Source organism: Type-D symbiont of Plautia stali (genome assembly GCF_001485335.1).
GTDB classification, from domain to species: Bacteria; Pseudomonadota; Gammaproteobacteria; order Enterobacterales; family Enterobacteriaceae; genus Pantoea; species Pantoea vagans_C.
Map to the genome: position 1 here is coordinate 132,166 of NZ_BBOC01000003.1, position 23,841 is coordinate 156,006.

The window sequence follows — 23,841 nt, forward strand, 5'->3', positions numbered from 1 at the left end:
GCGATGCCGGCAGTCTTAACAACTTTTCTTATGTCAAGCAAGAAAAGTTTAGCTGAAGTAGGTGAATATCAATCGACTAACGTTAATGATGGGGATGAACCAAAGGATTCGAAAAATGAGATGGTTCAAGATTTTAGGGTTAGATATAAGCAGCCCTATAACGCATCTATTGAAAGAAACCAACACCAAAAGAATTTAGAATCTCTATCTGCACTCGATTTTAAAAATATAAAAGGTGATGGTTTAAATAATGATACTCAAGGTTTTGAATTACTGGAATCAAACATCGTAGGTAAAAAAGTTTATTTGGCTGGTGGTGTTTATTTAGTCGACGAAGTCCCATCTAAAAATGAATATGTAAACGGATATTTTTTGACTAAGTCGCTTGATGACAATTCAACGGTTAAGTTGGGTGTATTTAATAATACTTTTATATCAGACAATAAAGATACTGGTGGATACGAAGGAAAATATAAAAATCCTTTAAGTAATGATTATCAGATTTCAGGTCGAAGCAATTTAAATCTCTTTCTTCTAGCTGCATCGCAAAATTCTCGTTCTTTTGGCCCAGCAAGAGCTGTAAATGTTGGGTCAATATATAGTTATGCTTCAGGGAATACCTCTGGAAATTATTCGTCTCGTCAATGCAGAGCTTTATCACCTCAATCAATTAACTTGGGCTCTGAGGACTCTAGGGTTAGTAATGGATTTAGAGGTGCGAATTTAGTCTCAATAACATCCCACGTTACCGGTGAGACAGGTGCGAATATTTCATCTCGTAGAAGTTGGTCTACTTCTAAGCATAATACAAACATTTCTTCGGTGGATGTTATAGCGGGTGGCGGGTTTGGGGCAGTGCTTAAGCCTTCAGTGAGTTCAGAAGGAAGTATTGAGAGTATTGAAATTGTAAATGGTGGAGCGGGTTATCATAAAGAAGGAGAGGTAATCTTCTATGATCGTTTAAACCAGCCAAAAAAAATAGCGAAGGCCAGATATAGTGTAAGTGGTCAAGGAGCAATAGATAAAATAACAATAATTGATTCTGGGTCTGGATACTCTATCGAGAAAAGTTCTGACTATGAAGTTGTGCAAGCAAATGCTTTAACTGAGGGGACGTACTCCGTTAATATAGCCTCTGCAAACCAATCAATCACGTATGGTCAATTAAGTTTCAATCTAGGGGCAAATAAGTCAGTTGCTAAGTCAGATATATCAGGGAATATAGCAACAGATAAATGTATATCTGCAGGGAAAAATTCAATAAACATTGGATCTAGAAATAGTATTACAAAAGGGGATCTTTCCTTCAATTACGCCTCTCTTCAGTGTTCTTCTAAAGGAATGCATGCAGGTTGCTTAGGCGCTATTGCATCTGAAGCGAATGAAGTACAATCTTTGGTTGTCTCAGGAAATAACACTGAATCTTCTGCAGTAGGAGCATTAGCTATCGGCAGAAGAATAATCAATAATTCCCCGCGAAGCATTGCTTATGGAGACAGCCCTTCTGGAGATAAAAGTGCTTCAAATATAAAGTTGAAGGTATCTCCAGATGGTAACTTGGACATTTCAGGTACATTATCTCAAAATGTTGCATTTTCAGACTTGGCAAAAATGTTTGAAAATTTAATTCCTGAAGAAATAAAAGTTGGCAGTATTGTCGCATGGGAAGGTCGTAAAATTAGACTTGCAAACGAGAATGACACTGACTTCAGTGTTCACTCCCGAACATATGCAATATTATTTGGGGACACACCTTTTACATGGGCAGACCGTTATAAAAGGGATGAGTTTGGAGAGATTATTAAAGGTCGTGTCTGGGATGAGGATGCAGGGGGATGGGATGAATTAAAAAATGAGGGAGTTGGTGGATTTAGGGGAGCTTTTGTAGATATACCCTTAGAAAATGAAAGTTTTGATATAAAATTAGAGCAATTAAAACGCTCAGAGCGAAGAACTGAATGGACGCCAGTCGCTTTGATCGGTGAAGTTCATGTGCGTGTGGATGCATCTGTAAATGAAAACTCTTTTGTTAGGCCTTCATCTTCGAACGGTATTGGCACTTTATCAGTCAAACAAACTAGATTGAAATGCATGGAGTTAAGAACTCAGTTTGATAAAGAGAAAGGTTATGCTGTAGCTCTATGCCTAATTAGATGATTTTAAAATAGTGGATGGCGAAATAAATTCGCCATCCACTATTAAATCTAAATTTTAGGATATTCTACGAGTGGATATTTTATACCATTTTTGCATGCTCTTTGCTTTTGAGTCTAAAAAGAAGTTATCCCTATCTTTGGTGTATTTTTTGTATTTTTTCTCACTGGAAAATCTTTTAAGGACGAAGGATTCAACAATTCTATAAAATCGTGGAACAACAGTTATTTCGTCTGGTTCCAAATTTACACTAGGCTTTGGTTTTGCGACGGTATTTTGTACTTGAGATGCTTGCTTTACTAATGGTTGAGGTTTGGACTTGGCGTAATAAACGTCTGCTCCTTTAGCAAAAACAGAAACTTGGTCTGATTTATTAGCAATAACAAACTTTTTACTGACGCCTCCAAATGAATCCTCAAATGCATATCCAACAAACATTGAAGCATCGCGTTGATGAGGGTTATTCAAAAACTCAGAAAATACTTTTTCACCTAATGACCAGTCACAGTATGCTTGAGCAGATAAATGGCCAAAACGTTTATAAACATCTCGTGAATAACTTATTGCTCCACTATGAATTTCATCAATAAGAGAGCTTCTCATTGCGTGATTAGGCTCGTCCCTAAAGTTTTTCACTATAAGTCCAGAGCTGTCCTTGCTCATTGAAATAAGGCTACGTTCACTATGACAAATTAAAAATTCCGTTAGATGTCTATTGTTAACAGCTGAGCTTGAATGTTCTAAAGTGACAAAGTCACCAATGAAACCTTTAATTTCATGTCCATGTTTCAGCCAACACTCTGCCCCTTGAAGAGTGGCATAATAGTAACCATTTAACGGTCTATTTATTAAGTTTCCCAGTGATGCTTGCATATTTGCTTTCCAGCCAATATCTATAATTCCAGGTTTTGATTCATCTAATAGTCCTGAGTTTTTAGCATACTCAAGATATACTTCTCTCTCTTTCTCACTTTGTTCTAGAATTTTTTCTTCAAGTGCAAGGCACAGTTTTGAAAATCTAACTTTCGTCACTGCATCTGACTCTAATTCTTCATTTTGAGATGTAAAACCAAAACTAATTGCTAGTTCGTTAGTGATCTCTTTACTATCTAGCCCGAAACGATAATCTAACAATTTGGAAAGTGTTATGCCTGAACTGAAAGGCTGAGATGCGAGATTAAGAATGTCATTTTTATTCTTTATCGAGGCGACTCGGACGGCACGACGAGAGCAATACAAATAGGTACTTGGTGCGGCTTTATCGTCATCTTTTACAATAACATCATATATTTGCTTTAAGAGCCAGCCTTCACGAGACAAGAAAAATAGTCGACTGATACCATCTTCTTTGGCTTGCCTGCTCACCCATTGCATGTAACTTGTAAGCATCGGGCCCAAAGCCGAATACCCAAGATTGAATGGACGACCCATAAATAATGAATTGTCTTCAGCTGAAGTTAGTTGGCTGTCAAATAGTTTTGTGGCAATTAATCCTGCTATAATGCTTCGAGGCTTCTCTCCAGCTCCTCTGCGAGGATTGAATATTTTTTTATACGCCGTATGGTTACGCATCCTGTCAAGAGCCCGTAATATACGGAATGTCAGCATCCCTTTTGATTTTGGCATGCTAATGTCAGCAGCTACGTTATCCCCAACATGCAAAACTTTTTCGCTAGGTATATTCAGCTCATCCAAGACAATATCAAATAACCCACCCTCTTTTTTCCTTACTCCATAGCTGCTGGATACATAAAGTTTTTTATAACCTGAATACCCGGCTTTATCTAGCATCTTTTCAACGACGCAATGAGGTAAATACATGTCGGAAATTATTGATATTGGTTTCCCACATCTAACTGCAGCCTCCCACAGTTTTTTTCCAGCTGGTCTTGATTCAATTAATGATATTTCAAGTTCAATTTCTGCTTTTTTTATTTTCTCTAATGTTTCTATATTTATCTGATAGTGATCTTGAATTTTTTCATATATTTCATCAAGAGTGATTTCGCCTTTGTCAGAGTTTCTTCTTGTTTCAACCTCAGAAGTAAGTCTTACCTTAAAGAAATCCTCAGTTAAGCCATTTGATAAATTTAAGGCTATTGTTTCAAGGAATTTATATGCATCAGATGGACTTTCAACAGGTCTATTTATTAATGTGTCGAAAACATCGAATGTGATGTGCTCTACACCTTCTCTTCTTACTATTCTTTCTAGTTTAAAAGCATCTGCAGTCATCAATGATATTGATTCATCAGCATTTTTTATATCACGCGCAGCTCTTTCAACGGTGAAGCTTTCTAAAACAGAGTTGCTATAATTTGGATCAATTGAAGTGAAATCTGCATATAACTCAATGCCCGACTTCCCTTCCATTTTGTTCTTGATTAGTTTCTTGATTAAACTATCTAAGAAGTGGCCATCTGATAATATTTTACTGGCAAGAATTTGTTGGTTGTTTAATATAAAATCCAGCACAGAACTATAAACTTCTTCTTTACTCCATTTTGATCTGTTGATTTCATCTAGACTTAATTTCCTCATGAACGTATCATGAGGTACTTTTATATCTCTATTCCAGATCATGGACTGTAAAGCTATAGATGATGAGCAGCTTACTACTTCGCTAACATGAGGGATTAAATATTGAGAAATGCTATTTATTTGATCAAATTTTTCATCGTAAATAATATTTCCCCAATTGCCTTTAATTGCACTAACCACTTCACTGTTAAGAACAGTATCTTTTACCTTAGGTGTGACATATTGCGTCACCACTAAACCAGTTTCTTGATCTGTGTTCTGTAAAGTTTCAACTAGATAGTCTGCCTGTGAAATATATGGTGTATCTGCTTGGAATGCATAATGACCACTTGTTTGCAATGGTAAAAGCGTTAACTTCTTGAATTTAGATGTTGGATCTAGTTCATTGCTTGTAAACGTTGAAAGCTTAGAAATTGAATCTTTTACTTTAAAACCAAAGTCAGTGACAAAATTATTTTCATTTGTTTCTTTTCCAATTATTTCTTCGAAGTGTTTATAAAGAGGGCCGTGTTTATATAGCCCAATCGGATCAAACGTAACCATATGAGGATAAGGTGCCCGGCAAAAAGCACCAGGCATTTGATGAATTATCAATGATTCTGAATATAGGTTATCAAGGAATGGAACTGGTGTTTCCCAAAGCAGAATTACATCATAATGGGTTGGTAACTTCGATCTCAAAAACTCTTCAATTTTTTTGAGATAGCTCCCCATTAGGTTTTTCATATAAATCTCTAGATGGGTCAGATAATAATCCCACAACGTTTTTAATTTCACTTAAAGTGAAGTTAATAGTGTTTATGTTTTTATTCAGTTTAGAGGATTCATCTTTGATTAAATCGTGAGTTATTACATCTACCTCATACCCCATACTATCAAGTAAGTTTGCCTGAGGGAGAAGGTGTTTTGAGTAACAATTTTTATAAAAAAGAATGTCTCCTTGCGCAAACCAAGGTGAATTCCATATCAATGCTTTCATTTATATTGCCTTTTGAATTATTTGTGCGAATTAGTGTTAGGTTCTTTCTTTTCTTTTTCTAAGTAATTGAATATTGCATGTTCGATGTCGTCATAATATGAAACCATGTTATTTTTCTCGAAGCATATAGCAACATCACAAAACTCTTTTAATGAATTAAGGCTGTGAGAAACCATTAGGAAACTTGACTCTAGGTGTCGAGATTCGAATAACTCAGAGCATTTTTGTTTGAATCTTGCATCGCCAACTGCAGTTACCTCATCAACTAGGTAATAATCAAATTTAAAAGCCATGCTCAGCCCAAATCCTAATCGAGATTTCATCCCGGAAGAATAAGTTTTAATTGGCATATCGAAATATTTACCCAGTTCAGAAAACTCTTCAACAAAGGCTATTTTTTCTGGTAGTTCATTTTTTTCAGAATAGAGGCGAGCAACAAACTTGACGTTTTCACGCCCTGTTAAACTACCTTGGAAACCTCCAGAAAGACCTACAGGCCAAGATATTGATTTGTTTGTAATGATACTTCCACTGTCGGGGCGGTCAATTCCTCCTATCATGCGTAATAGTGTTGATTTACCAGCGCCATTACGGCCAATTAATGCTACGCTTTTACCTGTAGGTAGTTCGATATTTAAATCTTTAAAAACATAATGACGTCCAGCGGGGGTACGATAGGACTTAGTTAAATTTTCAATTTTTATCATGATGTGAGCATTGCCTCCTCGCGAGTTCTATAAAGAGCCAAGCCAATAAACAATACAGCTAATGCACAAAATGCAAGATATTCTAGGCTAACACCTTCACTAATATACCCAGGCATAACTGCTTCACGGCTCAGTTCAACAGCATGAACTATAGGGTTCCACAATAAGTATGGCCAATAATCTTTTGGGATTGTGTGTAACGGAAACATTATGCATGAAATGAAATAAAGTGGTTTCAGTAGAATGGGGAGGAATTTTTGGGTTTCAGGAATAGATTTTCCTACAACCATAAATATTAACCCTATTCCAAATGAGAAAATCACCAGTAACGTCCAGGTAGCTATAAGTTGCAGTAAATTTGTGATTTCAAAATATTCACCTGACAACCATACGACAACCATCAATAAAATATAGACTGCCACATAAATCAATGTTTCAAGGAGAGCGCGAGATATAATCGTATCAATTGGCTTGACTGGTCGATAATTAAATAGCCCCTGATTTGCCTCAATTGCACCCACTGATCGATTACTAATATTACTGAAAATAAAGTAAGGGATAATTCCATTTAGCAAAAAAACCGGAAATGATATGTCAGGCATTGTACGATGCATAATAAAACCGAAAATACCTAACAAAACTAATAAATGCGCAGCTGGCTCCAGTATCGCCCAAAAATACCCTAGACGATATTTTCCAAATCGTGTTCGTATTTCGCGTAGAAAAAGTGCCTTAACGGCAGCTTGCTGGACTTCAAATCCACTTCTGGCCATTTCAAAAACTCATTATCGTTGGGTTGAATTTGTGCACGCTACCGCCCTTGGCTTAAGAGCTACCAATGCGCTGGATAGAACGAGGGCGGTGTAGGGGAGAGTGTGGGGTTTTCAAGACGAGAGGGTGTGCTGAATAATTCAGCATATTTACGCAAATTCAGATTATGAGTTCTGATCAATACGTGGAAATGGTGATGCTAATGCGTTCAATAAGATGCTTTCTTGACGGAATTATTGCACCTGACAGAATCGCCATTCCCTGCTTGTCTGTAAGAATTTCCCTAATTTAGGTGTCGTACGTTACAGAGCATGTCAAAATAATCCTAAACGTTTTCCTCTATTAATATTCTGCAAATAATTTGTAAATCCTATTAAACATGCTTATTACATGATTTTTCTTTAGCGCATTGATTTTACTAACATAAATTACACGTTCTGATCTTATTCTTTTGAATCCAGACATAATTGCCATCAATTCGGCTAATGAATTTAATGGCGATACAATTCACTGTTTTTTACAAAATTTGGTAGTTGCTTGATTCGACACAGCCGATTGCAGATTGCGGGAATCTCCGCGATAATCGCCCTCAATAAATCCCTTCCTCGTCGGGCCTAACGACGCGGAGGGGATTTTTTTTTGAGTTTTACCTGGCTGCATTCATGTTCCAGATGCGTTGGCTGCTCTCGTTTAGCTCGATCACTGTCTACAGTAAGCACATCGGGTTTCATCTGTTTGCCGCCTTTTTGCAGCATGAATAATTCACGGTAAAACCTGACTGACTAACCGACTCACGGATCTAAAGAGGACAAGTTATGTATAACACCCTGGGCAATCAGTACGATAACTCCCTGGTTTCCAATGCCTTCGGTTTCATGCGCTTCCCGGTGAACTTTCAACCTTACGACAGCGATGCTGAGTGGGTGATCACCGGTGTACCTTTCGATGCGGCCACTTCTGGTCGTCCGGGCAGCCGTTTAGGGCCAGGCGCGATTCGTCAGATCTCCACCAACCTTGCCTGGGAAGGCTGCCGCTGGCCGTGGGATTTCGATCTGCGTCAACGTTTGAACGTAGTGGACTGCGGTGATCTGGTTTATGCGTTCGGTGATTCTCAGGATCTCTCAGACAAACTGCAGGCGCACGCTGAAAAGCTGCTGGCTAATGGCAAACGTATGCTGACCTTTGGCGGTGACCATTATGTCACGCTGCCGTTGCTGCGTGCTCACGCTAAGCATTTCGGTAAGATGGCGCTGGTTCACTTTGATGCGCATACCGACACCTACTCTAATGGCCCGACGTTTGACCACGGTACTATGTTCTTCACCGCGCCGAAGGAAGGATTGATCGATCCTAACCATTCAGTGCAGATAGGTATTCGTACCGAGTTTGATAAGAGCCTCGGCTTTAACGTGCTGGATGCGGCGCAGGTTAACGATCGTAGCGTTGACGATATTCTGGCTGAAGTGAAGTGCACCGTGGGTGACTTGCCGGTGTACCTGACCTTTGATATCGATTGCCTCGATCCGGCTCATGCGCCGGGTACCGGTACGCCAGTGATTGGCGGCCTGACCAGCGATAAAGCCACTAAGTTGATTCGTGGTTTGCAGGGCATGAATATTGTCGGGATGGATCTGGTGGAAGTAGCGCCAGGTTACGATCACGCAGATCTCACTTCTCTGGCTGCGGCTACGCTGGCGCTGGATATGCTGCATGTGCAGGCGGCGAATAAAGGTTAATCCTTAAAGAGGGCAGGGCCTTCGCCTTGCCCTTTACATTCCCGATGCCTCAATAATCATCGTTGATGTCCTGCGCTGCAGAGCGTATCACCAGATACACGCCCAGCAGCACAATCGCGATGACAACGGCGATGATGATCAGAATGGTCAGCATAGTATGTGATGCTCCTGTGACTCTCTCTGATGTCGCCTGCTAGCTAGAAAAAACACATTGTAGACCATGCTGAATATGACATGGCCCGGCCTGCTTTGTTCCAACCATTATCACGTTCCTTACATCAACGCTTCGACAATTGAATAGTGTCAAATCGTTATCGGCGGTGTGTGGCTATACTTTGGGGCGGTAAGCAAATATCGCGTGCGTCGCACTGTATAGGGCGCGCCAAGGCATTCCCTTGCGAGGCAGACAGCTATTTCGCAGGGGAAACAGTTACATAATCTTCGGAGGTCACCATGGGCTTTCTGGATGAATTAGTCGGTTCGCTGGGGAACAGCAACGGTAACGGGCAGGGCAATCAGTTGGGTCAACTGGCGGCTATCTGGACGTGGGTGCAGGAGCAGGGCGGGGTTGAAGTGCTGCTGCAGAAGTTTCAACAGGGCGGGCTGGGTGAAGTGCTGAGTTCGTGGATCGGCACAGGCGGCAACCAGCCGGTCGGTGGCGGTGAGATTCAGAATACGTTTGGCCAGAATGAGTTGCAGTCGTTAGCCGATAAGCTGGGCACCGATGTGAATGGCGCGTCGGGTACGCTGGCGGCGCTGTTGCCACAGCTGATTGATAAGATGTCGCCGCAAGGGCAGTTGGATGAGCAGAGTGTGAATAACAGCCAGATGGATTTGGGATCGATGGTGGACGGGTTGTTTAAGCGGTAAGGGATCGGGGCGGCCTGAAAAGCCGCCCCTGCAACATCTAAACCGCTATTTCCCATCTTGCGCAATACGGTCGCGGATATGCTGCGCACGTGCGGCGGAGTCGGGATGTGAATCAAACATCGAGCTGGTTTGGCCCTGCTGCATTTTCGCCAGCTTTTCGAAACTGTTGGCTAAGCCCAACGGATTGATGCCGCGTTTCTTCATCAGGTCATAAGAGTAGTCATCGGCCTGCGATTCCTGCGTCTGCGAGAACTGCGCATTGACCAGCTTCTCACTTAAATCACCCAACTGGGACTGCGAAAGCTGGCCAATCACACCGCCCACCGATGCTGCTGCGGTTCGCGCTGCCGTGGTAGCGTAGGCGACCTGCATCGCTTTGCGCGTGTGGCCGAGCGCCACGTGGCCCATTTCATGGCCGAGCACGCCTTCCACTTCGTTATCCGTCATCATATCCATCAAGCCGCTGTAGACGCGGATACAGCCGTTCGCCATCGCCCACGCGTTCACATCTTTGGTCAGATAGACTTTGTAGTTGGCCGGAACACCGTTGATGTTGTCGCCCAGCGCGGCGGCGATTTTGTTCAGGCGCTGCTGATATTCGCTGTTAGCCGGGGCAACCTGATTGTCTTTGTCCATCTGGGCACAGGACTGGTCGCTCAACTGCTTCACCTGTGAATCATTCAAGGTATAAGCCTGATAAGCCTGCGCGCCCGATTGCAGCAGCGCGTTATTGTCCATCCCTTCGCAGCCGCTCAGCAGCGAAGCGATTCCCACAGCAAGTATGGTGGCTTTGATTTTCATTTAGAGGTCCTTTGCGTAACAAGGTAGAGAAAACAAACACCTGAAATTGAGATCGGTGTTCAAACGCTTTGGTTATAGCCTGCATCTTGTTCACTGGCTAGCAGACAAGCCCCGAATTGCAACCGTTTACCCGCTATTTAGCACGTCGACGCATGTACTTTTGCCCCGATTTTCATGTACATTGATGTGCGACTTTTTTCTCGCTTCGCCTGATAACTGATTAATTACAATAAGTTAAGTGCGGCGGAGCATTAATCCGACCTGGAGTAGAAGATGCCCTCTCGTAAAGAGCTTGCCAACGCCATTCGCGCGTTAAGTATGGATGCAGTACAGAAAGCCAAATCGGGACATCCGGGTGCCCCTATGGGCATGGCGGACATCGCTGAAGTGCTGTGGCGTGATTTCCTGAACCACAATCCGACTAACCCGCTGTGGGCAGATCGTGACCGCTTCGTGCTGTCTAACGGTCACGGCTCCATGCTGATCTATAGCCTGCTGCACCTCACCGGTTACGACCTGCCGATGAGCGAGCTGCAGAACTTCCGTCAGCTGCACTCTAAAACTCCAGGCCACCCGGAATACGGCTACACCGCCGGCGTTGAAACCACTACCGGTCCACTGGGCCAGGGTATTGCTAACGCTGTGGGCTTCGCGATTGCAGAGCGCACTCTGGCGGCACAGTTCAACCGTCCAGGCCATGACATCGTCGATCACAACACCTATGTGTTCATGGGCGACGGCTGCATGATGGAAGGCATCTCACACGAAGTGTGCTCTATCGCCGGTACCCTGAAGCTGGGCAAACTGGTTGCTTTCTATGATGACAACGGCATCTCTATCGACGGTCACGTTGATGGCTGGTTCACCGATGACACCGCGATGCGTTTCGAATCCTACGGCTGGCACGTGGTGCGTGGCGTAGACGGTCACGATGCTGAAGCGATTAAGAAAGCGGTAGAAGAAGCGAAAGCGGTTACCGACAAACCTTCACTGCTGATGTGCAAAACCATCATCGGTTTCGGTTCACCAAACAAAGCAGGCACCCACGATTCACACGGCGCACCGCTGGGTGATGACGAAATCGCACTGACCCGTAAGCAACTGGGCTGGAACCACGCGCCGTTTGAAATTCCTTCAGACATCTACGCGCAGTGGGATGCCAAAGAAGCTGGTCAGGCAAAAGAATCCGCTTGGGATAAGAAATTTGCCGCGTATGCCGCTGCACATCCTGAACTGGCTGCTGAGTTCACCCGTCGTACTAACAACGAGTTGCCAGCAAACTGGGAAACCGAGTCGCAGAAGTTCATCGAACAGCTGCAGGCTAACCCAGCTAAAATCGCCAGCCGTAAAGCCTCTCAGAATGCTATCGAAGCCTTCGGTAAGATCCTGCCAGAGTACCTGGGTGGATCCGCTGACCTGGCACCAAGCAACCTGACCATGTGGTCTGGCTCTAAGCCGATCAACGAAGATGCTGCCGGTAACTACATCCATTACGGCGTGCGCGAATTCGGTATGACCGCTATCGCCAACGGCCTGGCGCTGCACGGTGGTTTCCTGCCGTACACCGCAACCTTCCTGATGTTTGTTGAATACGCGCGTAACGCCGCTCGTATGGCTGCACTGATGAAGATCCGTCAGATCATGGTCTACACCCACGACTCAATCGGTCTGGGCGAAGATGGCCCAACGCACCAGCCGGTTGAGCAGATGGCCAGCCTGCGCGTAACGCCAAACATGAGCCTGTGGCGTCCATGTGACCAGGTTGAATCTGCTGTGGCGTGGAAATACGCGATTGAGCGCGTAGACGGCCCATCAGTGCTGGTGTTCTCACGTCAGAACCTGGCACAGCAGGATCGTACTGCTGAGCAGCTGGCTAACGTGGCACGCGGTGGTTATGTGTTGAAAGACAGCGAAGGTACGCCAGAACTGATCCTGATCGCGACCGGTTCAGAAGTGGAACTGGCTGTCGCCGCTTACGAGCAACTGACCGGCGAAGGCCGTAAAGTGCGCGTGGTGTCTATGCCATCTACCGATGCCTTCGACAAGCAGGACGCGGCCTACCGTGAGTCTGTGCTGCCGAAAGCGGTGACTGCACGTGTCGCCATTGAAGCCGGTATCGCCGATTACTGGTTCAAATACACCGGCCTGAACGGCGCTATCGTCGGCATGACCACCTTCGGTGAGTCTGCTCCGGCAGAGCTGCTGTTCAAAGAGTTCGGCTTCACCGTAGAAAACGTCGTGAAGACCGCGAAATCGATTCTGTAATGCATGGTCGCCATGAATGGCGACCCTACAGATTCCGATAGCCGTAAGGTGCGCATTTATGCGCACCTTTATTTTATCCGACTCTCCATCTCCCACCTGAAACGCTTCAATTATTCCTGCAGTAATAATTTTTTATCGCGAAATTTGTGACGTAGATCCAATAATCAGCAGCGCAATTGATCGCAATCATTCCTGTTATTCCTTGCATGCTTTATTCTGGCTGAACCGTTTCAGTTGTAATGCAGTGGCATCATTTTGCAACGTTAAGCGGGCAATAATTCCCTGTACAAAACGCAGCGAAACGCTCAAGGTATTTGGCACGTTTTTTTGGGTGTTGTTGCAGGAAGTGAGATGACCATTCGCATCGCAATTAATGGTTTTGGCCGTATCGGACGCAATGTGCTGCGTGCGTTGTATGAAACCGGTCGCCGCGCGGAGATTACCGTGGTGGCCATCAACGAACTGGCGGAAGCCACCGGCATGGCGCATTTGCTGAAGTACGATACCAGCCATGGCCGTTTTGCCTTTGATGTGCGCCAGGAGCGCGATCAACTGTTCGTCGGCGATGACACCATCCGCATTCTGCATCTGGCCGAGATTGATGCGCTGCCGTGGCAGGAATTGAACGTCGATATCGTGCTGGATTGCACCGGCGTCTACGGCAGCCGCGCAGACGGTGAAGCCCATCTGCAAGCGGGCGCGAAGAAAGTGTTGTTCTCGCATCCGGGCGGTAACGATCTGGATGCCACCGTGGTGTTCGGCGTGAACGAACAGGCTCTTAAACAAACTGACCGCATTGTCTCCAACGCATCCTGTACCACCAACTGCATTATTCCGGTGATCAAGTTGCTGGATGACGCCTTCGGCATTGAGTCGGGCACTGTGACCACGATTCACTCGGCGATGCACGACCAACAGGTGATTGACGCCTATCACAGCGATCTGCGTCGTACCCGTGCGGCCAGCCAATCGATCATCCCGGTGGATACGCGTCTTGCTGCTGGCATCACCCGTATTTTTCCGAAATTTAACGATCGTTTTGAAGCCATCGCTGTCCGTGTGCCCACTATCAACGTGACAGCCATTGATTTGAGCGTTTCGGTACGTGAAGCGGTGAAGGCCTGTGAGGTCAATGCGTTGCTGCAAAACGCGTCAGAAGGGGCGTTTCGTGGTATAGTTGACTATACGGAATTACCGTTAGTCTCAGTAGATTTTAACCATGATCCGCACAGTGCCATTGTGGACGGCACACAAACGCGGGTCAGTGGTCACCACCTGATCAAGACCTTGGTCTGGTGTGATAACGAATGGGGCTTTGCTAACCGCATGATCGACACCACGTTAGCAATGGCCGCAAGCGGTTTCAGGTAAGACGCGGACTGCGTCTGGCAAAACTTATGAGAATCAACGAGAGGGTTCACCATGTCTGTAATTAAGATGACCGATCTGGATCTTGCTGGTAAACGTGTTCTGATCCGTGCCGATCTCAACGTGCCAGTAAAAGAAGGGAAAGTGACGTCAGATGCACGTATTCGTGCTTCTCTGCCTACCATCGAAGCGGCGTTGAAACAGGGCGCGAAAGTGATGGTTACCTCTCACCTGGGTCGTCCGACCGAAGGTGAATACAATGAAGAGTTCTCCCTCCTGCCTGTTGTTAACTACCTGAAAGCCAAACTGAGCGGCACGACTGTGACCCTGGCCAAAGACTACCTCGACGGCGTTGAAGTCGGCGCGGGTGAGTTGGTGGTGCTGGAAAACGTGCGCTTCAACAAAGGCGAGAAGAAAGACGAAGAGACCCTGTCGAAGAAATATGCCGCCTTGTGCGACGTCTTCGTCATGGATGCCTTCGGCACCGCGCACCGCGCGCAGGCTTCTACCCACGGTGTCGGCAAGTTCGCGCCTATCGCCTGTGCCGGTCCGCTGCTGTCAGCGGAGCTGGAAGCACTGGGCAAAGTCATGAGCAACCCGCAGCGCCCACTGGTGGCGGTGGTGGGTGGTTCTAAAGTGTCGACCAAATTCGACGTGCTGCAGTCTCTGGTGAAAATCGCGGATACCGTGATCGTCGGTGGCGGTATCGCTAACACCTTCGTGGCTATCGACAATAACGTCGGTAAATCACTGTACGAGCCAGATTTCGTTGAAGCGGCAAAAGGCCTGCGCGATCAGTACGGTATTCCGGTTCCAACCGACTCTCGCGTCGGAACGGAATTCTCTGAAACTGCACCGGCAACCGTGAAAAAGGCTTCCGAAGTTGCAGATAACGAAGAGATTATGGACTTCGGTGACGAAACCGCACTGGCGATGGCAAAACTGCTGAAAGATGCAAAAACCATCCTGTGGAACGGTCCAGTTGGCGTGTTCGAATTCCCGAACTTCCGTAAAGGTACCGAAATCATCGCTAACGCGATTGCAGACAGCGAAGCGTTCTCTGTAGCGGGTGGCGGCGATACTCTGGCAGCGATTGATCTGTTCGGTATCGAAGACAAGATCTCCTACATCTCTACCGGCGGTGGCGCATTCCTCGAGTTCGTGGAAGGCAAAAAACTGCCAGCAGTAGCGATGCTGGAAGAGCGCGCTAAGCAGTAATTTTTGGGGGCGGCGCTTCGGCGCCGTCTGAAGGCTTGCCCATCCTGGGCAAAAAATCGACGTCCCTTATGGGATGAACGGTAACGAAACAGGACACAACCATGTCTAAAATTTTTGATTTCGTAAAACCCGGCGTTGTCACTGGTGATGACGTTCAGAAAGTTTTCCAAGTAGCGAAAGAAAACAAATTCGCTCTGCCTGCAGTTAACTGCGTCGGCACGGACTCCATCAACGCGGTACTGGAAGCTGCGGCCAAAGTTAAAGCGCCGGTCATCGTTCAGTTCTCCAATGGTGGTGCTGCCTTCATCGCCGGTAAAGGTTTCAAAACCGACAAGCCACAGGGCGCGGCAATCTTCGGCGCTATCGCCGGTGCGCATCATGTGCATCTGATGGCTGAACAGTACGGCGTGCCAGTGATTCTGCACACCGACCACTGCGCCAAGAAACTGCTGCCGTGGATCGACGGTCTGCTGGATGCCGGTGAAGAGCACTTCAAGAAAACCGGTAAGCCACTGTTCTCTTCTCACATGATTGACCTGTCTGAAGAGTCACTGGAAGAGAACATCGAGATCTCTTCTAAGTACCTGGCGCGCATGGCGAAAATCGACATGACCCTGGAAATCGAACTGGGTTGCACCGGTGGCGAAGAAGACGGCGTGGACAACAGCCACATGGACGCTTCTGCGCTGTACACCCAGCCAGAAGACGTTGATTACGCGTACACTGAGCTGAGCAAAATCAGCCCACGTTTCACCATCGCGGCTTCTTTCGGTAACGTTCACGGCGTGTACAAGCCAGGTAACGTGAAACTGACCCCGACCATCCTGCGTGATTCTCAGGAATACGTAACCAAGAAACACAACCTGGCGCACAACGCGCTGGACTTCGTGTTCCACGGTGGTTCTGGTTCTTCTGCGGCAGAAATCGAAGAGTCTATTGGTTACGGCGTCATCAAGATGAACATCGATACCGATACCCAGTGGGCAACATGGGACGGTATTCTGCAGTACTACAAAAAGAACGAAGACTATCTGCAAGGCCAGTTGGGTAACCCAAATGGCGTAGATAGCCCGAACAAGAAATACTACGACCCACGCGTATGGCTGCGTTCTGCACAGGCTTCAATGGTTGTGCGTCTGGAGCAGGCTTTCAAAGAGCTTAACGCTGTCGACGTGCTGTAATTTTTCCTTACAGTACAAAAAAGGCCCGAAAGGGCCTTTTTTTATGCGTTTAATTCAGAATAGTGAGTAAATTCAGGCCATCTTTGGCGCTTCGTCACATTTTTGTTTACCCTTGTACACGGGAGTGCCGGATTAAATCTGGCCGTTTTTGCATTTTCCTGCGGGAAACTCAACAACAGGGCTAACAAATGGAAGACTTAAATGTCGTTGACGGCATTAGTAATGCCAGCGGCTGGCTGGTAAGAAATCAGGCGCTGATCCTGAGCTACGCGGTCAATATCGTTGCCGCAATCGTCACCATCATCATCGGGATGTTCATTGCGCGTATCGTTTCAAATACGATAAATCGCGTGCTCCAGGCGCGTCATATCGACGCCACCGTAGCCGATTTCCTCTCAGCGCTGGTGCGTTACGGCATCATCGCCTTCACCTTAATTGCTGCGCTGGGCCGCGTGGGCGTACAAACCGCATCGGTGATCGCCGTGTTGGGTGCCGCCGGTTTAGCCGTGGGTCTGGCATTGCAGGGTTCACTCTCCAACCTGGCTGCGGGTGTGCTGTTGGTGACCTTCCGTCCGTTCAAAACCGGTGAGTTTGTCGATTTGGGTGTGATGGGAACCGTGCAAAACGTACAGATTTTCTCGACTACGCTGAAAACCGTGGACGGTAAAATTGTCGTTATCCCTAACGGTAAAATCATCGCCGCCAATATCGTGAACTTCTCGCGTGAACCGATTCGTCGTAATGAGTTTATTATCGGCGTGGCCTATGAAGCGGATGTTGATGAAGTCATCGCGCTGCTGAAAGAAGTGGTAGAGGCTGATGAGCGTGTGCTGAAAGAGATGGGGATTCAGATCGGTCTGAACGAACTGGCCGCTTCTTCGCTGAACTTTGTGGTGCGCTGCTGGAGTAAGAGCGGTGACCTGCAAAACGTATATTGGGACCTGCTGAAGAACTTTAAGCGTGCACTCGACGCGAAAGGTATCGGCATCCCATACCCGCAGATGGATGTGCATCTGCATCAGGTGAAAAGCGAGCAGCAGGCAGCAGGCAGCGAATAGTGCGTCGGAGCTTAACGTTATAGGTAGTGCGCATGAATGCGCACCCTACAAAAAGTAGCGTTCGCATGAATGCCCCCTACGAAACAGCGTTCGTGCCATCTAAGGTCGCCATTTATGGCGACCTTATTACTTTCTCTAATGCCAAATTAAATCTTTCAATTTCCTCTAATAACCTCGCGTCACTATACTGCATCGCATTACCTCGTTATTCAGGACTATCGCTGTGTTATCTGTTTACTTACAAGGGCTTGCCCTCGGGGCGGCACTCATTCTGCCATTGGGCCCACAAAACGCCTTCGTGATGAATCAGGGCATTAAACGCCATTACCACTTAATGACGGCAGGATTGTGCACCCTCAGCGATATTGCGCTGATCTGCGGCGGCATCTTCGGCGGCAGCGCGTTACTGAGTCAGTCGCCGATTCTGCTGATGCTGATCACCTGGGCAGGCGTGGCGTTTCTGCTGTGGTACGGCTGGGGCGCACTGCGCAGTGCCTGGCTGGGCGATGTCACCTTGGGGACTGAGGCGGCGATGAAGCAGGGTCGCTGGCGCATTATTGCCACCATGCTGGCGGTGACCTGGCTCAACCCACATGTCTATCTCGATACCTTTGTGGTGCTGGGCAGCCTGGGCAGCCAGTTGCCTTCAACCGAAGCACGGCAGTGGTTTGCTTTGGGCACGGTCAGCGCCTCGATTATCTGGTTCTTTGGTCTGGCACTGCTGGCCGCATGGCTGTCGCCACGGCTGCGCACGGTGCGCGCACAGCGCATCATCAATCTGCTGGTGGGCGGCGTGATGTGGTTTATCGCTATCCAACTGGCGCGTCAGGGCATCGCTGCTTTCTGATGCAGATGCAGGCCGTACAGTGCGGGCACCGCGCCCGCACTGGCAATCAGTTCTAAGCGTATTTGCCGAAAACTCACGCCTGGCGGCACCGGGTGATGGCAAAGCGAGTGATGGTTATCCGTTACTTCATCTAACAACATCTCATCCAGCCAGAGCCGATAATGCGTGGTACAGTGCGGCGTTACCGCCTGCGCATGGCCCATCTGCACCGTCTCCATCGCATGATCGAAATCGTTATCGAACATTAGCGTGATTTGCTGCGTTTGCTGCAGCTCATCCCAACGCCAGGTGACGTTCGGCTGCACATCATCCAGTGCCGGAACCCAGCAGTTGGTGTGCCGCTCAGGGCGCAGTTTGCCGTTGAGCAGATAGTCGCGATGCCAAAGTTTCAGCGGCGTTTCCAGCGCGAAGGCCAACAGGATCTGATGCGGTGCTCGGCGCGGCAGCCAAAAATCAAACTCATCCACGCCGTAATCGCCATCGTTAATCTGGCGGGTGCGTTTGGCTACGCGCGGGTTGAGGCTGTTAAACACCATCATCACCCCCGGCAGGCGTTGACGCGTCAGCGCCACTTCAATCGCAGGATTCTCCTCAAAGGCGATAAACAGGTAGCGATCGACATCAGCCCGATAATCAAAACTCAGGCGATAGTTGCCCTGTTCATTCACGGTAATGGTCTGGCTGGCGAGCAGACGATCGCCGCAGGTATTCGCCGGGTTGTCACTGGTGAGCAGCGAAATCTGCAATTTCTGCGCCTGTGCCGCACGCAAAGAGAGCGACAGGGCAGGGAGACGTTCACCTGCTTTTAACGGCAGCAGCAGGGCGCAGCGTGACTGTAAGGCGTGCCAGCCGGCATCGGCGGGCAGGGCGCTCAGTTGCAGCGTGCTGCTGACGTCAATGCGCGCGTCATTAACCGGATTCTCTAACACCTGTCGCGGGATAAATGCACCCTGGCGCAGCAATTGCTGTTGCAGCTGCGGCACACGTTCCGGCTGCGCAAGTTGTGCTGGCGTGAGCTGTTGCTGGTGGCAGATGGCGGCGGCACGTCCCACCACTTCGCCCAATACGCCGCAGGTGCACATCACCCGTGCGCTGCCAAAGGCGACATGGGTGGCAGAGATCAAACGGCCGGTCAGCAGCAGGTTATCCAGTGACTGACTGTAAAGCGCGCGGAACGGAATGGTGTAAGTGCCTTTGCTGTGAAACTGGCGGCAGCCGTCGTGCTCGCTGTAGACGCCATCGGCCGGATGCAGGTCAATCGACCAGCCGCCATAGGCCACCGCATCGTAGTGATCGCGCTGTTCGATGATGTCCTGTTGGCACAGCAAAGTATCGCCGAGGAAGCGGCGGCTCTCGCGCTTGCCGGGGATCAGGCCCACCCACTCAATAGTCAGCGTATCCGCATCCGGGAATTCACCGGAGTTTTTGATGTAATCCCACACCCCCCAAACGATTTTCCACAGCTCCCATTTGATGGTTTCACTTTCGTGCACCGTATCCAGCCGTCCACCCCATTCCAGCCACCACAGATCGCAGCCGTTAAGATCGGAGGTCAAACGTTTGTAGCGGGGAATGGCAGTGATCTCTTTCAGGGCGAAAGAGGGCGGCACGAAGCGCACCGGCTGCGTGGTGCGTTTGGTGTAGAAGTAAATCGAGTGGCCGAGTTTGTGACCGAAATGCTCGCCTGGCGCCATCTTCTCGCCAAACTCCTCCACGGTTTCAGCACCTATGCGGTGCGCCGCACCGGCCAGATAACCCAGCACCCCATCGCCGCTGGCATCGATAAACTGGCTCGCCCGCACGTGATAGCGCGTCTGGTTGATGGCGTTGAAAGCCTGCACCGCGTTGAGTCGTCGGCCGGATTTCTCCACATCGCTCACCACGGTGTTCAGCAGCAGCGTTAAGCCGGGCTGAGCCTGTACGATATCCAGCAGCACCATATCGAACAGCACCGGATTGCCCTCCTTGTTGCGCCACAGGTTCTCTTCCATGATTTCGCCCATGATGCCGCCTTCACGCGCCCAGCGATTGTTGTTGCCCATATGCGAGGTGGCACCGTTGGCCCATAACCGCACTTCGCTGGAGGCATTCCCGCCCAGCACGGGACGATCCTGAATCAGTACCACCTGAAGCCCGTCACGTGCCGCCGCCAGTGCTGCGCACACGCCAGCCAGACCGCCGCCCGCCACCAGTAAATCGGCCTGAAGCTGCTGTTGTGGGAAGTGGCGCGCATTTTGCGAGGAGAAATTCTGCATCATTTGCTTCCTGTCATGCTGGAGCTAAGATTGGTGTTTTGAGCGCCACAGGGTGAACTATGTCTTCTCAACCCAACCAAAGCCTGATTGATGGGATTCGCTGCCTGCAGTATCTGGTTTCCAGCGATAAAGCCGTTGGCTGCCGTGAACTGGCGCGACAAATGGGAATGAACAGCACACGCGTTAACCGTTTGCTGATGACCATGGCATCGATTGGCCTGACGATTCAGGATGAGCATCGGCGCTACTTGCCCGGTCCGGGTATTCATGCGCTGGCGGCGCAGGCTATCCGTGGTTCTTCGCTGTTTGCTCAGGCACTGCCGCAACTGGAAGTCCACGCGCCGCGCGATATCGTGGTGGCCTTGGGCGTGCTGTGGGAGGATCAGGTGATCTATATCTGGCACTCCGAGCCGGGAGAGCGCACCAATGCCAGCCAGGCACTGGCAGGGTTCCGTATGCTGCCCGCCTGGCAGTCGGTGATTGGTGTGTCGCTGCTGGCCGCCGAGAGTGATGAGGCACTGCGCCCGCGTTTTAGCGACGAACAGTGGGCGCAGATTGCGCCGCTGCTGACGCGCAAACGTGAAGAGAGTTATTTGATCTGGCATCGCGATGACGGGGAAGTGAGTATGGCGCAGCCGATCAACAACAACCGTGCCGCCATCGCCTTTGCCAAAATCTGGCAGGCCGATGACGCCCATCTGCAACAGCGTTTGAAGCAGTTGCAGGCACTGGCGAAGATCTTGCTCAGCGCGCGCTGACATGCTCAATTTTCCCAACGATAAACAGATAACTACAGATGCCAATCGCCGCCAGTACGGCGATAAAGCCGAGGGCCGGGGCGAAGTTGTCGCCATCGATTAACGCACCAATCGCGATGGGCACCACAATCGCGGAGAGCGCGCCGGTAAAGTTGAATACCCCACCGGCGAGGCCAATCAAATGACGTGGCGCCAGTGCGGTGACAAACACCCAGGTAATGGTCGCCAGCCCGTTGCCAAAGAAGGCCAGCGACATAAACAGGATGATCAGCGTGGCGTCGTCAGTGTAATTCGCGCCGAGGATAAACAGCGTCAGGAACAGGCCGAGGATCACCGGCAGTTTGCGTGCCACGCTGGCTGACACGCCGCGTCGGATCATGCGGTCGGAGGCAAATCCCGCCAGTAACACGCCACAGAATGCCGCGAAGTAGGGCACCGAGGCGACATAGCCGCTTTTGATAAAGCCCATATGGCGATATTCCACCAGGTAAGTGGGGAACCAGGTCAGGAAGAACCAGAAGGTGGCGGAGATGGTGAACTGGCCGATGTAGATCCCTACCAGTTTGCGGCTGCGGAACATCTGCGCGAGGTCGCGCCAGCGGGCCTTGGGCTGTTGATGGTTTTTCAGCAGGGCACCGTTGCTGTTTAGGTATTTCAGCTCGGCCTCTGACACGCCCTTGTGTTCATGCGGTTCGCGATACAGCAGATACCACACCAGTGCCCAGATCATCCCGGCGATGCCGGTAATCAAGAACAGTCCACGCCAGCCCCATGCATCCTGCACATGAAACAGCAGCGGGGTCATGCAGGCGAGGCCAACAAATTGGGCAGACGAATAAATGCCGATGGCACTGGCACGTTCCTGCTCGGGGAACCAGCTGGAGATCACGCGGTTGTTGGCGGGCATCACCGGGGCTTCAAAGGCACCGACTCCCAGCCGCAGGCCAAACAGCGCACCAAAACTGCTGGCCAAAGCATGTAAAGCGGTGATCAACGACCAGGCAAACAGCCCCACGCCATACACCAGGCGGGCACCGAGTCGATCGATCAGAAAGCCGCCAGGAATTTGCAGCGCGGCGTAGATCCAGCCAAATGCGGAGAAGATCAACCCCATCTCCATCGGCGTGAATCGCAGTTCGCCAGCCATTTGCGTGGCGGCCACCGAAAGATTGGTGCGATCCATGTAGTTGATGATGATGTTGATAAACACCAGGCCCAGCATGAGGAAACGCGTGCGCCCTGCGCGGACGCCCATAGCGGTTTGGCTAAGTGGCTGTTCTGTCATTGACAACTCCCCCAGAGGCTAGAATTGTTTCTTTAATAGAAACATCAAGGCATGTTTTGATCGAATCTGTCAGCATCGTTTTGCGATCGCGGATACGTTAAAACATCCCTTAATCCGAACTTTTTGGTGATTTCAAACTCAGACCATCACGCATAGTAATGTGTTTTAGGTTTAGCCATAGTGGCGACCTGCAAATTGAACCCTCAAGGAGGACTTTCGTGAAACTGAAAGCACTGGCGCTGGCCGCCTTAATGAGCACGGGCGCTCTGTCCGCCATGGTACAGGCGGGTGAAGTCCCGAATGGCCCACATGTTGTGACTTCAGGACAGGCCAGCGTAGACGCCCGTCCAGATATCGCGACGCTCTCAATCGTGGTGAATGTTTCGTCGAAAGACGCGGCCGATGCGAAAAAGCAAGCGGATGACCGCGTGGCGCAATATTTCGATTTCCTGCAAAAGAACGGTATCGAGAAGAAAGATATTGATGCGGCAAACCTGAGTACGCAACCGGAGTATGACTACACCAAAGAGGGTAAGTCGGTACTGAAAGGTTATCGCGCGGTGCGTCAGGTGCAGGTGACACTGCGTCAGTTGGATAAACTGAATGAGTTGCTGGATGGTGCGTTGAAGTCCGGCCTGAACGAAATCCGTTCCGTCGAGTTGGGCGTGGCGAATGCGGATAACTACAAAGAGCAGGCACGTAAAGCAGCAATTGCCAATGCAACGCAGCAAGCCAATGCTTTAGCCGAAGGCTTTAACGCCAAGTTAGGTTCGGTGTACAGCATCCGCTACCACGTGGCCAACTATCAGCCGATGCCAATGGCGCGCATGTATAAAGCCGCTGCGGCACCAGCGGATACCACCGCGCAGCAGACCTACGAACAGCAGAGCATTCACTTCGATGACCAGGTGGATGTGGTGTTCGAGATCAAGCCGAATACGCCTTGATGTTCCCAGGTGCGCATCAATGCGCACCCTACGAAACCACGCACGATCGGTGTAGGGTCGCCATTTATGGCGACACATTTGCAGGCCCGGTGCGCATCAA

At 48.9% G+C, this 23,841-nt stretch carries 18 protein-coding genes; 11 read left to right on the forward strand and 7 right to left on the reverse strand.

Annotated elements, in window-relative coordinates:
• Positions 1-30: 30 nt before the first annotated feature.
• Positions 31-2,157, forward strand: a complete 2,127-nt coding sequence (locus PSSD_RS27105) for a peptidase G2 autoproteolytic cleavage domain-containing protein (protein ID WP_167347652.1) — start codon at positions 31-33, stop codon at positions 2,155-2,157.
• A 54-nt stretch (positions 2,158-2,211) separates the two neighbouring features.
• Here the strand turns inward: PSSD_RS27105 and PSSD_RS01985 are convergent, their stop codons facing one another.
• From PSSD_RS01985 to PSSD_RS01995, 4 genes are read right to left on the reverse strand one after another with little or no spacing between them, the layout of a single operon-like run.
• On the reverse strand, positions 2,212-5,421 hold the full coding sequence (locus tag PSSD_RS01985) for an HAD family hydrolase (protein ID WP_058969130.1): 3,210 nt from the start codon (positions 5,419-5,421) through the stop codon (positions 2,212-2,214).
• Positions 5,384-5,674 carry a hypothetical protein gene (locus tag PSSD_RS27320; RefSeq protein WP_153011394.1) on the reverse strand — a complete coding sequence of 97 codons (291 nt, stop codon included), beginning with the start codon at positions 5,672-5,674 and terminating at the stop codon, positions 5,384-5,386. The genes PSSD_RS01985 and PSSD_RS27320 overlap by 38 nt, the downstream gene beginning before the upstream one ends.
• A 17-nt stretch (positions 5,675-5,691) precedes the next feature.
• Positions 5,692-6,381: an ABC transporter ATP-binding protein gene (locus PSSD_RS01990; protein ID WP_058969131.1), complete on the reverse strand. Its 690-nt coding sequence runs from the start codon at positions 6,379-6,381 to the stop codon at positions 5,692-5,694.
• Entirely contained in the window at positions 6,378-7,154 is a 777-nt protein-coding gene (locus tag PSSD_RS01995; protein ID WP_058969133.1) for an ABC transporter permease, read from the reverse strand. The genes PSSD_RS01990 and PSSD_RS01995 overlap by 4 nt, the downstream gene beginning before the upstream one ends.
• An 813-nt stretch (positions 7,155-7,967) precedes the next feature.
• Here PSSD_RS01995 and speB point away from each other — a divergent pair.
• Both speB and PSSD_RS02005 read left to right on the forward strand, forming a co-directional pair.
• Complete coding sequence (speB, locus tag PSSD_RS02000) at positions 7,968-8,888, forward strand: agmatinase (protein ID WP_058969135.1); 921 nt, start codon at positions 7,968-7,970, stop codon at positions 8,886-8,888.
• 453 nt (positions 8,889-9,341) lie between these two features.
• The gene (locus PSSD_RS02005; protein ID WP_058969137.1) at positions 9,342-9,758 is read left to right on the forward strand and encodes a YidB family protein; all 417 of its coding nucleotides are present in this window, start codon (positions 9,342-9,344) and stop codon (positions 9,756-9,758) included.
• 45 nt (positions 9,759-9,803) lie between these two features.
• Here the strand turns inward: PSSD_RS02005 and loiP are convergent, their stop codons facing one another.
• On the reverse strand, positions 9,804-10,559 hold the full coding sequence (gene loiP, locus PSSD_RS02010; RefSeq protein ID WP_058969138.1) for a metalloprotease LoiP: 756 nt from the start codon (positions 10,557-10,559) through the stop codon (positions 9,804-9,806).
• Positions 10,560-10,832: 273 nt separating this feature from the next.
• Here loiP and tkt point away from each other — a divergent pair, with 273 nt between their 5' ends.
• From tkt to argO, 6 genes are all read left to right on the forward strand, one after another.
• Positions 10,833-12,824, forward strand: coding sequence for a transketolase (gene tkt, locus PSSD_RS02015; protein ID WP_058969140.1), 1,992 nt, complete (start codon positions 10,833-10,835; stop codon positions 12,822-12,824).
• Positions 12,825-13,175: 351 nt separating this feature from the next.
• A complete protein-coding gene (gene epd, locus PSSD_RS02020; protein ID WP_039331888.1) occupies positions 13,176-14,195 on the forward strand; it encodes an erythrose-4-phosphate dehydrogenase in 1,020 nt (339 codons plus the stop codon).
• Positions 14,196-14,246: 51 nt separating this feature from the next.
• Entirely contained in the window at positions 14,247-15,410 is a 1,164-nt protein-coding gene (pgk, locus tag PSSD_RS02025; protein WP_058969142.1) for a phosphoglycerate kinase, read from the forward strand.
• A 101-nt stretch (positions 15,411-15,511) separates the two neighbouring features.
• Positions 15,512-16,591 (forward strand): class II fructose-bisphosphate aldolase, encoded by a 1,080-nt coding sequence (gene fbaA / locus PSSD_RS02030; RefSeq protein WP_058969144.1) that lies wholly within the window; start codon positions 15,512-15,514, stop codon positions 16,589-16,591.
• 188 nt (positions 16,592-16,779) lie between these two features.
• Entirely contained in the window at positions 16,780-17,649 is an 870-nt protein-coding gene (gene mscS / locus PSSD_RS02035) for a small-conductance mechanosensitive channel MscS (RefSeq protein WP_058969146.1), read from the forward strand.
• Positions 17,650-17,872: 223 nt separating this feature from the next.
• Positions 17,873-18,496, forward strand: a complete 624-nt coding sequence (gene argO, locus PSSD_RS02040) for an arginine exporter ArgO (RefSeq protein ID WP_058969147.1) — start codon at positions 17,873-17,875, stop codon at positions 18,494-18,496.
• On the opposite strand, the gene PSSD_RS02045 is transcribed toward argO, so the two are convergent.
• Positions 18,475-20,751: an FAD-dependent oxidoreductase gene (locus PSSD_RS02045; protein ID WP_058969149.1), complete on the reverse strand. Its 2,277-nt coding sequence runs from the start codon at positions 20,749-20,751 to the stop codon at positions 18,475-18,477. The two genes, argO and PSSD_RS02045, sit on opposite strands and share 22 nt — an antisense overlap.
• A gap of 59 nt (positions 20,752-20,810) precedes the next feature.
• Here PSSD_RS02045 and PSSD_RS02050 point away from each other — a divergent pair, with 59 nt between their 5' ends.
• Positions 20,811-21,509 (forward strand): IclR family transcriptional regulator, encoded by a 699-nt coding sequence (locus tag PSSD_RS02050; RefSeq protein ID WP_058969151.1) that lies wholly within the window; start codon positions 20,811-20,813, stop codon positions 21,507-21,509.
• Here the strand turns inward: PSSD_RS02050 and PSSD_RS02055 are convergent.
• Entirely contained in the window at positions 21,496-22,794 is a 1,299-nt protein-coding gene (locus tag PSSD_RS02055; protein WP_058969153.1) for an MFS transporter, read from the reverse strand. The genes PSSD_RS02050 and PSSD_RS02055 overlap by 14 nt on opposite strands.
• A gap of 218 nt (positions 22,795-23,012) precedes the next feature.
• On the opposite strand from PSSD_RS02055, the gene PSSD_RS02060 reads away from it, so the two are divergent.
• A complete protein-coding gene (locus tag PSSD_RS02060; RefSeq protein ID WP_039331875.1) occupies positions 23,013-23,741 on the forward strand; it encodes an oxidative stress defense protein in 729 nt (242 codons plus the stop codon).
• Positions 23,742-23,841 lie beyond the last annotated feature (100 nt).